Consider the following 13,968-nt stretch of genomic DNA (forward strand, 5'->3'; position numbering starts at 1 on the left):
CCTCCGAGGGTACGCGCCCCGAGGGGCACGGGCGCATCAGCGCCCGTGCACCCGTCGAGTCGCATCCTGGACCTCGCCGATGAGCTCTTCGAGGATGTCCTCCAAGAACAGCACCGCAGTCGTCTCGCCCTGGGCGTTGCGCACCTTCGCGAGGTGCCGGCCGGCACGGCGCATGAGTGCAAGCACGTCTTCCAGGTCGGTGTCTTCCTGCACCGGCACCATGTGATGGATGCGCTTGGTCGGGATCGGTGCCACGGTCATCGTGGCGGCGTCCGCTCCTTCCGAGGCACGCAGGATGTCCTTGAGGTGCACGTAACCGACCGGCACCTGCTGCTCATCCACGATCACGTAGCGGGAGAATCCGTATCGAGCGACGGCGCGCTCAATGTCATCCGGTGTCGTGGTCTGCGGCAGCGTGACCAGATCACCGAGCGAGACGGCGACATCACGTGCCTTCTTATCGGTGAACTCCACGGCCTTGGCGACAGCACCAGAGGTATCTGAAAGCAGTCCCTCCCGACGCGACTGGGTGACGATCGTGGCCACTTCGTCGATCGTGAAGGTCGACGCCGCTTCGTTCTTCGGCTCGACCTTGAACAGCCGCAACACACCATTGGCGGTCGTGTTCAGAACCCAGATCACCGGCATGAACACCTTCGACACCCATACCAGCGGTGGGGCGAGGATGAGCACCGCACGATCAGGTACCGAGAACGCCAGGTTCTTCGGCACCATTTCGCCGAACACCACGTGCAGGTACGAGACCAGCAGCAGTGCGATCGCGAAGCCGACGATGTCTACAACCGCATCCGGCCACCCGAGAGCGTGCATCGGCACACCGAGCAGATGGTGGATCGCGGGCTCTGAGACGTTCAGGATCAGCAATGAGCAGATCGTGATGCCGAGTTGGGACGTGGCGAGCATGAGCGTTGCATGCTCCATGGCAAACAGCGCAGTCTTAGCCGCCCGCGACCCCTGCTCCGCGCGGGGCTCGATCTGCGAGCGGCGTGCCGAGATCACGGCGAACTCTGCGCCGACGAAGAAGGCGTTCGCGATGAGAAGTACGACGAGCCAGACGATTCCTGCCCAGTCGTTCATCGGGTCACCCCCTCGGCCGTGGCGTCAACCGGCACGGGCGTGTACCGGATGCGATCGACGCGGCGACCGTCCATCCGGATCACCTGCAGCACACCAGAGTCCAACGAGACCTCATCTCCGATCACGGGAACGCGCTCGAGAACACTCATCATGTAGCCGCCGACGGTGTCGTAGACATCTCCCTCGGGAACCTGGACTCCTGTGCTGCTGCGCAGCTCATCAGGACGCAGCTCCCCCGGAAACGCGATCGAGTCGCTGCTGCGAACGACGCCGGCACGGGTGCGGTCGTGTTCGTCTGAAACCTCTCCCACGATCTCCTCGATCAGATCCTCCAGAGTGACGATTCCGGCGGTTCCGCCGTACTCGTCAACGACGATGGCCATCTGGTAGCCCTTGGCGCGCAATTCGGATACCAGCACATCGAGGTGCAGCGTCTCCGGTACGCGTAACGGATCCGTGGACAGCGCGCCCACCGGAACGTCCACGCGACGCTCCCGCGGCACCGAAACCGCCGCTTTCAGATGCACGACGCCGGTGATGTCGTCGAGGTCGTCCGAATACACCGGGAACCGGCTCAGGCCGGTGCGTCGGGCCAGTTGAATGACGTCTTCGGCCGAATCCCCGGAGAAGATCGCGTGCATGCTGGGACGCGGGGTCATGACGTCGCCCGCGGAGAGCCGGGCGAAGGTCAGACTGCGATCGAGCAGGCTGGCGGTGTCCGCCTCCAGCACACCGGCAAGCGCCGAACGGCGCACCAGTGAGGAGAGCTCTTCAGCGCTTCGTGCGCCGGACAGCTCTTCTTTCGGCTCAATGCCCATGCTGCGCAGCACCCCGTTGGCGCTGTTGTTGAGCATCACGATCGCCGGTTTGAACACCGCGGTGAAACCGGTCTGGAATGGGATGACCAGCTTGGCTGTCTGACGAGGCAGCGCGAGGGCGAAGTTCTTCGGAACGAGCTCGCCGAGAATCATCGACAGCACAGTGGCGACCACTATCGCAACGACGGTGGCGACAGGACGGACAGCACCTTCGGCGATGCCCCAGGTGATCAGCACCGGGCCGAGCAGGTTGGAAAGCGCTGGCTCCATCGTGTAACCGGTCAGCAGAGTCGTCAGCGTGATGCCCAGCTGCGCCGACGATAGATGAGTGGACGTGTGTTTGAGAGCGGAGATCGTCAGCGCCAGCCGGCTTTCGCCGCGGGCCTGACGAGCTTCTAGCTCTGCACGATCAAGGTTGACGAGGGCGAACTCACTCGCAACGAATAAACCTGTTCCTACTGTGAGTAGGAGCCCCACGCCCAGCATGACGTAGTCCATCAGCTGCTCCCCTCCTCAGAGGAAGGCAACGGGCAGTGGGGCACAATACTACAACTGGGAGGGTCGTCCATGATGCTTAGATTCTACCGAACTTCTACCAGCTGACCGGCAGCGCCTTGCCCTCCTCGTAGCCCGCAGCCGATTGCCTGCCGACCAGCGCGCGTTCGTGAAACTCCGGCACAGACGCCGCTCCCGCGTAGGTGAACGACGAACGCACCCCGGAGGTGATCATGTCGAGCAGATCCTCCACACCCGGGCGCAGCGGGTCGAGGTAGATCTTCGAGGAGGAGATCCCCTCTGCGAACAACTCCTTGCGTGCGCGCTCGTAGGCGTCGAGCCGACCGAACCGCGCTTGCACCGCTTTCGTGGATGCCATCCCCCACGACTCCTTGTAGATACGCCCCTCGGCGTCAGTAAGCAGCTCACCGGGAGCCTCGATCGTTCCGGCGAACCAGGAGCCGATCATCACGGATGCGGCTCCCGCCGCCAGTGCCAGCGCGACGTCGCGCGGATAGCGCACTCCCCCGTCTGCCCAGACGTGTGCTCCGTGGGAGCGCGCAGCCTCTGCGGTTTCGAGCACGGCCGAGAATTGTGGTCGTCCCACCGCGGTCATCATCCGCGTGGTGCACATCGCGCCGGGACCGACGCCGACTTTCAGAATGGATGCCCCGGCATCGACGAGATCGTGCACCCCGTCGGCGGTGACGATGTTGCCGGCCACGATCGGGATACCGAGATTCAGCGCGGCGACGGTGCGAAGCGCACGCAGCATCCCGTCCTGGTGCCCGTGCGCAGTGTCGAGGACGAGGACGTCGACGCCCGCTTCTGCCAGCGCTGTCGCCTTTGCGGCGACGTCGCCGTTGATCCCGACGGCGGCACCGACAGCGAGTCGACCGTCCGCGTCGACGGCTGGCGCATACAGCGTTGATCTCAGGGCGCTGCGCGCGCTGAGCGTTCCGACCAAGCGGCCATGATCGACGACCGCGACCACCTCCGCGCCCGTTTCGGTGATGACGTCGAATGCTGAACGCGCATCCGTGATGTCCTCAGCATCCAGAGCAGGCGTGCCGGTGTGCACAAGATCGCCCAACTGCGCATCGGGCAGGGCGGTTGCCAGCCGGGTGGCTGGCAGGATGCCGCGGATCGCGGATGTTTCCACGGTCGCGCCCCTTTCGGCGACGACGATGCCGTGCCCGACAGCAGGCGGTACCAGGCGCAGCGCATCAGCGGCCGTGGCTGAAGGTGGGAGCACGAGCGGGCTGTCCCATGCCACCGGCTGCGCCTTGACGTTGCGGATCGCAGCGTCCAGATCCTGCAACGGCATGTCCTGCGGAAGGATGCCCAGACCACCGCGCCGCGCAAGCACCGCAGCCAGCCGGGGACCGGTCACGGAGTTCATGTTCGAGGCGACCAGCGGCAACGTCGCAGGCGTGCCGTCGTGCGGTGAGAGATCCACGGAAAGCCGGCTGGTGATGTCGGAGTGCCGCGGCACCAGAAAGACATCTGAGTATGTGAGATCGACCTGAGGCTGCTCGCTGACGAACTTCATACCCCCACGGTATCTTTCCAAGCAGCGAAACGGGCGAGTCTACGCGCGTATTCACATGCCAGAACACGTTAGGCTAGTACACGCGATGCATCGTTCCGGACGTTTCGGACTCGAGCATGAGACACAGCTTCAGCGATGAAAGAGGGCGATAACGCGTGGCGAACCAGGTGGCCGGCGTCGGGGGTTCAGACGACGGAGATTTCGGAGCCAATTCGTGGCTCGTCGACGAACTCTACGAACAGTTCAAGGTTGATCGCAACTCCGTCGACAAGGAGTGGTGGCCGATCCTGGAGAACTACAAGCCCGCCAGCGCGGCGGCTCCGCCCGCTTCGACGACGCCATCGAGCACGTCCGCAGCCGCAGCCGAGCACCCCGTGACTGCACCGATCCCCGTGATCGGTCTGCAGCCGGTGGCGCGCACCACGGCGAAGCCCGCAGCGCCGGCACCGATCCCTGCCCAGGCTCCCAAGCCAACGGCCAAGGCCGCTGCCGAGGAATCGGCCGACGAGGACAAGGCCACTCCGCTTCGCGGCATGTCCAAGACCCTCGCGGCGAACATGGACCAGTCGCTCACCGTTCCGACAGCGACCAGTGTGCGCACGATCCCGGCGAAGCTGCTGATCGACAACCGCATCGTCATCAACAACCACATGTCGCGCTCGCGCGGCGGCAAGGTCAGCTTCACCCACCTCATCGGCTGGGCGCTGATCCAGACGTTGAAGGAGTTCCCAAGCCAGAACGTCTTCTACGCCGAGATCGACGGCAAGCCCTCTGTGGTCGCTCCCGCGCATGTCAACCTCGGCATCGCGATCGACATTCCCAAGCCTGACGGCACCCGTGCACTGATGGTGCCGAGCATCAAGCGCTCAGACACGCTGACGTTCACCGAATACCTCGCGGCCTACGAAGACCTCGTCACCCGCGCTCGAAACAACAAGCTGACCGCCGGCGACTTTGCCGGCACCACGGTCTCGCTCACGAACCCGGGCGGCATCGGCACCGTGCACTCCGTGCCTCGTCTGATGAAGGGCCAGGGCTGCATCATCGGCGCCGGCGCTTTGGACTACCCGGCAGAGTTCCAGGGCGCGAGCGCCAAGACACTGTCCGAGCTCGGCATCGGCAAGACCATCACGCTCACCAGCACCTACGACCACCGTGTCATCCAGGGTGCCGGGTCTGGCGAGTTCCTGAAGAAGGCGCACGAGCTGCTGATCGGTCAGCGCGGCTTCTACGACGACATCTTCGCTGCGCTGCGCATTCCGTACGCGCCCATCCGTTGGAACCCCGATATTGCCGTTGACCTCGCTGAGCGCGTCGACAAGCAGTCGCGGGTGCAGGAGCTCATCAATTCGTACCGCGTCCGCGGTCACCTGATGGCCGACATCGACCCACTCGAGTACGTGCAGCGTTCGCACCCCGACCTCGAGATCGAAAGCCACGGCCTGACGTTCTGGGATCTGGACCGCGAGTTTGTCACCGGCGGTTTCGGCGGTAAGCGCGTTATGAAGCTGCGCGACATCCTGGGCGTTCTTCGCGACTCGTACTGCCGCACGCTCGGCATCGAGTACATGCACATTCAGGATCCGGAGCAGCGCCGCTGGTTCCAGGAGAAGCTCGAGGTCAAGTACCAGAAGCCCGGCCACGCCGAGCAGCTGCGGGTCTTGCGCAAACTCAACGAGGCGGAAGCGTTCGAGACCTTCCTGCAGACGAAGTTCGTCGGCCAGAAGCGCTTCTCTCTCGAGGGCGGCGAATCGCTGATCCCCCTGCTGGATGAGATCCTTCAGGGCGCAGCCGCGGCTTCCCTCGACGGTGCGGCGATCGGTATGGCACACCGCGGCCGGCTGAACGTGCTCACCAACATCGCCGGCAAGACCTACGGTCACGTGTTCCGCGAGTTCGAAGGCATCCAGACTCCGGGCAACCAGCGCGGCTCTGGCGATGTGAAGTACCACCTCGGCACCGAGGGCACATTCGTCTCGGACGACAACTCCGAGCTGCCCATCTACCTCGCAGCGAACCCCTCGCACCTCGAGACCGTCGACGGCGTGCTCGAGGGCATCGTCCGCGCGAAGCAGGACCGCAAGCCCATCGGCACGTTCTCCTGGCTGCCGATCCTGGTGCACGGTGATGCCGCGTTCTCCGGGCAGGGCGTCGTCGTCGAGACGATGCAGATGTCGCAGCTGCGCGGTTACCGCACCGGGGGCACGATCCACGTGGTCGTCAACAACCAGGTCGGTTTCACCACGACGCCGACGGATGCCCGCACCTCGGTCTACGCGACCGACGTCGCCAAGACCATCCAGGCGCCGATCTTCCATGTCAACGGCGATGACCCCGAGTCGGTCATCCGCGTTGCTCAGCTCGCGTTCGAGTACCGTGAGCGCTTCCACAGCGACGTCGTCATCGATCTCGTCTGCTACCGCCGCCGCGGTCACAACGAGGGCGATGACCCGTCGATGACGCAGCCCCTGATGACCGACCTCATCCAGGCGAAGCGTTCGGTTCGCAAGCTCTACACCGAGGCGCTCGTCGGTCGCGGTGACATCACCCAAGAAGAGTACGAGCAGGCGAAGGACGACTTCCAAGGCCGTCTGGAGGTCGCGTTCGCTGAGACGCACGCTGCGGAGACCGGCGCAACGCCGATCGCTCCGGAACTCACGTCCTCGAACGAGGTCGTCGGCGAGCCCGAGGTCACCGGCATCTCGCCAGAGATCGTCTCGCTGATCGCGGAAGCATTCGCGAACAAGCCCGAGGGCTTCACCGTTCACCCGAAGATCCAGCAGCTGCTCGACAAGCGCGTCGAGATGACGCGCAGCGGCAACATCGACTGGGGCTTCGGCGAACTGCTCGCATTCGGGTCGCTGCTTGCTGAGGGCACCCCGGTGCGCCTGGCCGGCCAGGACTCGCGCCGTGGCACGTTCGTGCAGCGCCACGCAGTCATGCACGACCGCGCCAACGGGCAGGAATGGTTGCCGCTGTCGAACATCTCGGAGAGCCAGGGGCGATTCTTCGTCTATGACTCGCTGCTGAGCGAGTACGCGGCGCTGGGCTACGAGTACGGGTACTCGGTTGAGGCTCCAGAAGCTCTCGTGCTCTGGGAAGCGCAGTTCGGTGACTTCGCGAACACCGCCCAGGCCGTCATCGACGAGTACATCTCCTCAGCCGAGCAGAAGTGGGGCCAGCAGTCCGGCGTCACGCTCCTGCTGCCGCACGGGTACGAGGGCCAGGGCCCGGATCACTCCTCGGCACGCATCGAGCGTTTCCTGCAGCTGTGCGCTCAGGAGAACATGATCGTTGCCCGTCCGTCGACGCCGGCTTCGTACTTCCACCTGCTGCGCCGTCAGGCGTACGCTCGTCCGCGCAAGCCGCTCATCGTCTTCACGCCGAAGGCCATGCTGCGTCTGCGCGGTGCAACCAGCAGCGTCGAGGACTTCACCCAGGGTCGTTTCCAGCCCGTGATCGACGACAATCGCGGTGTAGACCCGGCGGCCGTCAAGCGTGTGCTCGTGCACTCCGGCAAGGTGCACTGGGATCTGCGCAGCGAGCTGGAGAAGAACCCGAACCCGGAGATCGCGCTGGTGCGGCTGGAGCAGCTGTACCCGACGCCGATCGATGCACTGAAGGCAATCACCGACTCGTACCCGAACGCGGAGCTCGTCTGGGTTCAGGAGGAGCCGGAGAACCAGGGCGCATGGCCGTTCCTCGCTCTCGCCTTCGCCGATGTTCCCGGTGACCGGCAGTTCCGGACCGTTGCACGCACGGCATCCGCTTCTCCGGCGAGTGGCTCCTCCAAGGTGCACGCCGTCGAGCAGGCAGATCTGCTCAAGCGTGCCCTCACGATGGACTGATCATGACCTGATCATGACTTGATCGCACGAACCCCGTAGCGCCGCAGATCCTGCAGCGCTACGGGGTTCGTGCTCAGTATCAGGTACTCAGTACCAGATACTCAGTACCGGCGCTTCAGCGGCTCGGAAAGCGTCGTCGATGGATGCAGCAACCTCAGCCGTGACATCCATCCGGCCAGCAGCCCGCAACTGCGCGGCGCTGACGCCACCGACGTACAGCGCGGAGAGCGTCGAGACATCAAGCGTGACATCCGCTTCTCCGCCCTCAACTGGGGTAAGCAGCGCGTGGCCGTCTTCGATGGCCAACCGCCAGCATCCCGAAGCGAAGCCGAGCGTATCTTCCACGCGCAGCACGATATCCAGCGGCGCGCGGTAGGTGCGAGCGGTGAGCGCGGCCGGAACATCCAGAATGCGCAACCAGCCGTGATCGTGCACCGCAATGTCGACACCACGCTGATCGGCAACCAGCCACGGCAGCGGATCATCGGTGGGCCGGAGGTCGACAGAGATCTTGTTCACGAGATCGTGCTGCAGAGCGAAGCCCCAGAGGGCGCGAAGCGCATCGGGTGTAACCGTGGAGATCTGGTAGATCGACATCTCAGAGCGGAACTGCCCGGGGATCTCTTCAACCTTGTACGCCATCACACCGCGCACAGCACCGGTCTCATCGAGATAGCGCACTCCACGCACGGCCGCCGGGGCGGGGTGACCGGCTGCAAGGCCTGCAACGCGGTCCCAACGGCGATCCCACCCGGCGACCTGCCCGGCTCGCTGGGTGCGCTCCACCTCGTGCAGCGCGGCAAAGCTCTTCTTCAACGTCTCTTTATCGACGTACTCCAGGGCGCCGGACGGCGTCCCCCCGGCCCACCCGGCTCGTCTGGTGTCGACGGTGACCCGCGCAACCGGAACCGCGGATGCGAAACCGTAGCGGCCGTAGATCGTCGCTTCCGAGACCGTGAGGCCGGCGATGGCGACGCCGGCGGATGCCGCTGCGCGAAGCTCGCCCTCTAGCAGGGCCCGGGCGATGCCGCGGCGCCGGTGCGTACCGGCCACGGTCACCGAACTGATCGCCCACATCTCGATCTCGCCGCCGGGAACCGTCAGCGGTGTGGTCCAGGAGTTGATTGTCGCAACCGGCCACGCACCCACCGGTGCATCCGCCTCGAACACGCCGATGTTGCGACGGTCAGCGATCGCGGCGCCATCGGCCTCGACGACATCTGCTGCCGGATCCTTGTCGAGGAACCCCCGAGCGTCGGCGCGCACGAAGGCTTCGCTATCGGCAGCCGAGGCGGTGTCGATAATTCGATAGGTCAGTCGTTGAACGGCAAGCCGATCAAAAGAAGAGGGGTCGACGGGGACATTTCGTGCGTCGGTCATCCTTCCACCCTAAAGGCAGACCACCGACAGCGTCGGTCAGTGCGCGGCAGCCTGGGCAGCGCGCAGCTTGGCCAGCACCTGGTCACGCAGCTCTTCCGGAGCCGTCTCCTTGCACGCGCGAGCCACGACCTCGGTCAGAGTGCTGGCGACAAGCGCCTCACCCTGGCAGGACGCGCAGTTCTCGATGTGCTCGCGGATCTCGGCGTGCTCGGTCTTGCACACCTCGTTGCGGAGGTACTCCTCCAAGTCCTGACGGGCTTTGGTGCAGCCGCAATCGCTCATTTCTTGCTCCTTGTAGCGGCCGCGGCAATTCCTCGCTCCGCGGCATAATCCGACAGCAACTCGCGCAACATCCGTCTGCCACGGTGCAGACGACTCATCACGGTGCCGATGGGGGTTTTCATGATGTCGGCGATCTCCTGGTAGGCGAATCCCTCGACATCTGCCAAGTAGACCGCCAACCGGAAGTCTTCCGGTACTTCCTGCAGGGCATCCTTCACGACAGACGCGGGCATCCGATCGATGGCTTCTGCCTCAGCCGAGCGGCTGTGCGTCGCCGTCGTCGACTCTGCTCCGCCCATCTGCCAGTCTTCCAACTCGTCGATCGTGCCCTGATAGGGCTCGCGCTGACGCTTGCGGTAGATGTTGATGTACGTGTTCGTGAGGATGCGGTACAACCACGCCTTGAGGTTCGTTCCCTGTGTGAACGACGCCCAGGACGCGAAGGCCTTGACGAACGTCTCCTGCACAAGGTCTGCCGCATCGGCGGGATTGCGCGTCATACGCATCGCCGCCGCATACAGCTGATCCATGAAGGGAATCGCCTGTTCCTCGAACTCACGCCGAGCGTCGCCGAGTGTGTCTGCGGGTGCCGTGTCATCCATCACGGGCCAGTCTAGGCCGACGAGCACCTCCAGCCCACTCTCCAGCGTTGCGACCATAGTCACTCCTTCTCGGCGGTTTGCGTACCATTCACTAAGGTGGAACCGATGACTGACACACGGTATTCCCCTTCCCCCGCCAGGGGCGCCTACACCGCGCCCGATGCATCTGGCGCTGTGAACTCGACGCTGACCATTCCCGGGTCGAAGTCACTGACCAACCGCGAGCTGATCATTGCCGCTCTCGCCGATGGCCCCGGCCGCCTGGTCGGCCCGCTGCATTCCGATGACTCGCGCCGGATGGTCGATGCGCTGCGAGCACTCGGAGTAGGTATCGAAGAGGTCGAAGGGGCCGGTGAATTCGGTCCTGACCTGGAGATCACTCCCGCGCCGCTCACCGGCGGAGCCGAGATCGACTGCGGGCAGGCCGGCACCGTCATGCGTTTCATCGCACCGCTTGCGGGCCTTGCCACTGAGGATGTCCGCATCACCGCGCATGAAACCGCGCTTCACCGTCCGATGGGTGCCATGATCACCGCGCTGCGCGATTTGGGCGTCGACATTGATGACGAGGGCACGTGGTCCCTGCCGTTCACCGTTCGCGGCCATGGCCGCATTCGCGGCGGTCGCCTGGAAGTGGATGCCTCGGCATCCAGCCAGTTCGTCTCAGGGCTCCTGCTGGCCGCCCCCCGCTTCGACGTCGGATTGCACCTCGTCCACACCGGTGAGCACCTGCCGAGCCTGCCGCACATCGACATGACGATCGAGTCGCTCAGCCGCCGCGGCATCCGCATCGAAAGACCGGCGACCGGCGAGTGGCTGGTGGAGGCGGGCATCCCGCGCGCCAAGGAGATCGCGATCGAGCCTGATCTGTCCAACGCCGCACCATTCCTGGCAGCGGCGATGGTCACCGGTGGCGAGGTGACGATCACGGGATGGCCGCTGCATTCCACCCAGCCGGGCGCGCTGCTGCCGGAGATCCTGCAGGCCATGGGCGCCCACGTCGGCCGTCACGGCGGCGCGATGACCGTACGCGCCGGTGACAGCATCCGTGGCCTCGATCTGGACCTCTCCGCTGCCAGTGAACTGTCGCCCACGATCGTCGGGCTCGCGGCCTTCGCCGATGCGCCCACGACCATCCGCGGTATCGGGCATACGCGGATGCATGAAACCGATCGCATTGCCGCGCTGCTCAAGAACCTCACGGCCCTCGGCGGAGAGGTCGAGGAACTTCCCGATGGGCTGCGCATCATCCCGCGTCCGCTGACCGGCGGCCACTGGGGCGCGCACCACGATCACCGTATGGCGACAACCGGAGCGCTGGTCGGACTGCGCGTGCCCGGCGTCATCATCGATGACATCGGCACCACGGCCAAGACTCTGCCGGAGTTCACCCAGCTGTGGGAGCGGATGCTGGGAGGCACCGCCGCGTGAGTTGGCTCGGCCCAGACGATGACCTCGAAGACGACTTCGAGGACTTCGACGAGACCAGCATCCGTCAGCGCCCTAATCCGAAAGCCAATCGTCCACGCACCAAGCGCCGGCCAGCGCACGAGGATGCGCAGGTCGGCAGGGTGCTCGGAGTCGATCGCGGCCGCTACAGCGTCATGCTGGATGAGGACACCACCGACGAACGGGTGATCACCAGTACGCGGGCACGCGAGCTCCGCCGCACTCCCATCGTCACCGGAGACCGGGCCCGTGTCGTGGGCGATACCTCCGGGACCGAAGGCACGCTCGCACGCATTGTCAGCATCGTCGATCGCACATCGTTGCTTCGTCGCAGCGCCGATGACAGCGATCTCGTCGAGCGCGTCATCGTGGCCAACGCCGATCAGATGCTGATCGTGGTCGCAGCCGCCGATCCCGAACCACGCGCACGCCTGGTCGATCGTTACCTGGTCGCCGCTTTGGATGCCGGCATCCGCCCGCTGCTGGTCGTGACGAAGACCGATCTCGCCGATCCGAGCGCATTCCTGTCGTATTTCGACGGACTCGACCTGCAGGTGTTCACCAGCGCGAACGACCAGATGCCGCTCGAGGAGATCGGTGCGGCACTGATCGGCCACTCCACTGTTTTCGTCGGCCACTCCGGCGTCGGCAAGTCAACCCTGGTGAACGCTCTCGTCCCTACGGCAGACCGGGCTACCGGGCACGTCAATCAGGTCACCGGGCGCGGGCGTCACACCTCCTCGTCGACCGTCTCGCTGCGATACGAGGGCGCGGCCGGCTCCGGATGGGTGATTGATACTCCCGGGGTTCGTTCTTTCGGTCTCGGTCACATCGACCCGGCGAATGTGCTTGCCTCGTTCACGGAGCTCGCGTACGTCGCCCAGCGCTGTCCCCGCGGATGCACCCACCTGCCGGATGCTCCGGACTGTGCGCTCATCGAAGCAGCGGAGCAGGGTGAGCTGAACCCGGCCGAACTCGGGCGGCTGGACTCCCTGCAGCGCCTGCTGCAGACCTTCGCCGACAAGGCCGAAGCGAACCCGGGTTCGTCCTCGGGTCGATAGGCTGGTGCACGTGACGAATCTGCGCCTCGAACCCGGTACCGCTGCTCCCGACTTCTCGCTTCAGGATCAGGACGGGTCCACTGTGACCCTCGCTGACCTTCAGGGCCAGAAGACGATTCTGTACTTCTACCCGGCGGCGATGACACCGGGATGCACGACGCAGGCGTGCGACTTCCGCGACAGCATCGCGTCGCTGCAGGGTGCCGGCTACCGCGTGATCGGCATTTCTCGGGATGAGCCGAGCAAGCTCGCTGCATTCCGTGAGCGCGATGCTCTCCCCTTCACGCTGCTCAGCGACCCCGATCACGCCGTGCACTCCGCCTACGGCGTGTGGGGCGAGAAGATGAACTACGGCAAGGTCGTCAAGGGCGTCATCCGTTCGACCTTCGTTCTGGATGAGAACGGCACGATCACCCACGCACAGTACAACGTCAAGGCGACCGGGCACGTTGCACGGCTGCGCAAGACGCTCGGCCTGGACGCCTGACCCGCCTCAGTCGGCGACCGGGTCCTCGGTGGAGTCGGGCGGGCGGACGGCCTCTTTCCGCGTGCTCGCGAGCAGGAGGACGAAGCACACGACGCTCGGGATACCCACGCCCAGGACGAACGTCCAGGCGATCGGCGGCACAGTGAGAGTCGCGAGCACCAGCGCGATGGCGAGCAGCTGCAGCACCACTCCCCCGGACCGCGCCCACATGTGGCCGACCCGCGTCCCCCAGGCGAAGGCGAAGAGCGCCGCAGCACCGATCAGGGTCAGCACGATCAGTGCGATGGCTGTGATCAGCGACGCCGCTTCGCCCGCCCCCAACTGGAAAAGTTCGATGATCGCAAACACCGTTACGGCGGCGCCTTCGAGGGCCAAAACCGCAGCTGCTGCCATCGCAAGGCGGGGTGCACGCACAATGTCTCCTGAGAAATCAGATTTGTAGGCAGAAAATCCTTGATTTCGCGCCCGAGCTGTAACACAATGTTAACAGTCATGTGCTCCCACAGCGGCGTGGGGCGAGCAGATGCTCGCACTACAACTGAGCGACGACACCCGATATCGTCGCCCGAACTGAGCGTTCGTACCGCGATCACTCACTGAGAATCCACACCAAGGAGCCCTAATGGACTGGCGCGACAAATCCGCCTGCCTGACCGTCGATCCCGAGCTGTTCTTCCCCGTGGGGAACACCGGGCCTGCGGTCGACCAGATCGAGAAGGCCAAGGCGGTCTGCGCCACCTGCACCGTCACCGAGGTCTGCCTGCAGTACGCGCTGGAGACGAGTCAGGACTCCGGTGTGTGGGGTGGCCTTTCCGAGGACGAGCGCCGTGCGCTCAAGCGCCGCGCCGCTCGTGCGCGTCGCGCCTCCTGACCGCGTTCACACCTTTACGAAAAGG

General features: G+C 64.9%; 12 protein-coding genes. 5 read left to right on the forward strand and 7 right to left on the reverse strand.

All coding sequences use genetic code 11. The features are described from left to right. Positions 1 to 36 precede the first annotated feature (36 nt). The 3 genes from ACSU1L_RS04320 to ACSU1L_RS04330 form a co-directional block, all read right to left on the reverse strand. On the reverse strand, positions 37 to 1,098 hold the full coding sequence (locus ACSU1L_RS04320) for a hemolysin family protein (protein ID WP_438253575.1): 1,062 nt from the start codon (positions 1,096 to 1,098) through the stop codon (positions 37 to 39). Next, entirely contained in the window at positions 1,095 to 2,414 is a 1,320-nt protein-coding gene (locus tag ACSU1L_RS04325) for a hemolysin family protein (protein ID WP_438253574.1), read from the reverse strand. The genes ACSU1L_RS04320 and ACSU1L_RS04325 overlap by 4 nt, the downstream gene beginning before the upstream one ends. Before the next feature lie 94 nt (positions 2,415 to 2,508). Beyond that, positions 2,509 to 3,963, reverse strand: coding sequence for a GuaB1 family IMP dehydrogenase-related protein (locus tag ACSU1L_RS04330; protein WP_439254831.1), 1,455 nt, complete (start codon positions 3,961 to 3,963; stop codon positions 2,509 to 2,511). Between the two features lie 155 nt (positions 3,964 to 4,118). Between ACSU1L_RS04330 and ACSU1L_RS04335 the strand changes: the two genes are divergently transcribed. Continuing rightward, positions 4,119 to 7,811 (forward strand): multifunctional oxoglutarate decarboxylase/oxoglutarate dehydrogenase thiamine pyrophosphate-binding subunit/dihydrolipoyllysine-residue succinyltransferase subunit, encoded by a 3,693-nt coding sequence (locus ACSU1L_RS04335; RefSeq protein ID WP_439254832.1) that lies wholly within the window; start codon positions 4,119 to 4,121, stop codon positions 7,809 to 7,811. 87 nt (positions 7,812 to 7,898) lie between these two features. Here the strand turns inward: ACSU1L_RS04335 and ACSU1L_RS04340 are convergent, their stop codons facing one another. Genes ACSU1L_RS04340 through ACSU1L_RS04350 form a run of 3 tightly spaced genes read right to left on the reverse strand, consistent with a single transcriptional unit; the run spans position 7,899 to position 10,132 of the window. Beyond that, entirely contained in the window at positions 7,899 to 9,191 is a 1,293-nt protein-coding gene (locus tag ACSU1L_RS04340) for a GNAT family N-acetyltransferase (RefSeq protein WP_439254833.1), read from the reverse strand. A gap of 36 nt (positions 9,192 to 9,227) precedes the next feature. Next, positions 9,228 to 9,473, reverse strand: a complete 246-nt coding sequence (locus tag ACSU1L_RS04345) for a zf-HC2 domain-containing protein (protein ID WP_438253570.1) — start codon at positions 9,471 to 9,473, stop codon at positions 9,228 to 9,230. Continuing rightward, on the reverse strand, positions 9,470 to 10,132 hold the full coding sequence (locus ACSU1L_RS04350; RefSeq protein ID WP_438253569.1) for a sigma-70 family RNA polymerase sigma factor: 663 nt from the start codon (positions 10,130 to 10,132) through the stop codon (positions 9,470 to 9,472). The genes ACSU1L_RS04345 and ACSU1L_RS04350 overlap by 4 nt, the downstream gene beginning before the upstream one ends. A 48-nt stretch (positions 10,133 to 10,180) precedes the next feature. On the opposite strand from ACSU1L_RS04350, the gene aroA reads away from it, so the two are divergent. Genes aroA through bcp form a run of 3 tightly spaced genes read left to right on the forward strand, consistent with a single transcriptional unit; the run spans position 10,181 to position 13,072 of the window. Then, positions 10,181 to 11,506, forward strand: a complete 1,326-nt coding sequence (aroA, locus tag ACSU1L_RS04355) for a 3-phosphoshikimate 1-carboxyvinyltransferase (RefSeq protein WP_438253568.1) — start codon at positions 10,181 to 10,183, stop codon at positions 11,504 to 11,506. Then, entirely contained in the window at positions 11,503 to 12,585 is a 1,083-nt protein-coding gene (rsgA, locus tag ACSU1L_RS04360; RefSeq protein ID WP_438253567.1) for a ribosome small subunit-dependent GTPase A, read from the forward strand. Before aroA ends, rsgA begins: the two co-directional genes overlap by 4 nt. A gap of 10 nt (positions 12,586 to 12,595) precedes the next feature. Further along, a complete protein-coding gene (bcp, locus tag ACSU1L_RS04365) occupies positions 12,596 to 13,072 on the forward strand; it encodes a thioredoxin-dependent thiol peroxidase (protein ID WP_439254834.1) in 477 nt (158 codons plus the stop codon). 6 nt (positions 13,073 to 13,078) lie between these two features. On the opposite strand, the gene ACSU1L_RS04370 is transcribed toward bcp, so the two are convergent. After that, positions 13,079 to 13,486, reverse strand: a complete 408-nt coding sequence (locus tag ACSU1L_RS04370) for a hypothetical protein (RefSeq protein ID WP_439254835.1) — start codon at positions 13,484 to 13,486, stop codon at positions 13,079 to 13,081. A gap of 208 nt (positions 13,487 to 13,694) precedes the next feature. Between ACSU1L_RS04370 and ACSU1L_RS04375 the strand changes: the two genes are divergently transcribed. Next, positions 13,695 to 13,943: a WhiB family transcriptional regulator gene (locus ACSU1L_RS04375; protein ID WP_438253564.1), complete on the forward strand. Its 249-nt coding sequence runs from the start codon at positions 13,695 to 13,697 to the stop codon at positions 13,941 to 13,943. Positions 13,944 to 13,968: the final 25 nt, after the last annotated feature.

The sequence above is a fragment of the Microbacterium sp. A94 genome, assembly GCF_051842855.1.
Classification (GTDB): domain Bacteria; phylum Actinomycetota; class Actinomycetes; order Actinomycetales; family Microbacteriaceae; genus Microbacterium.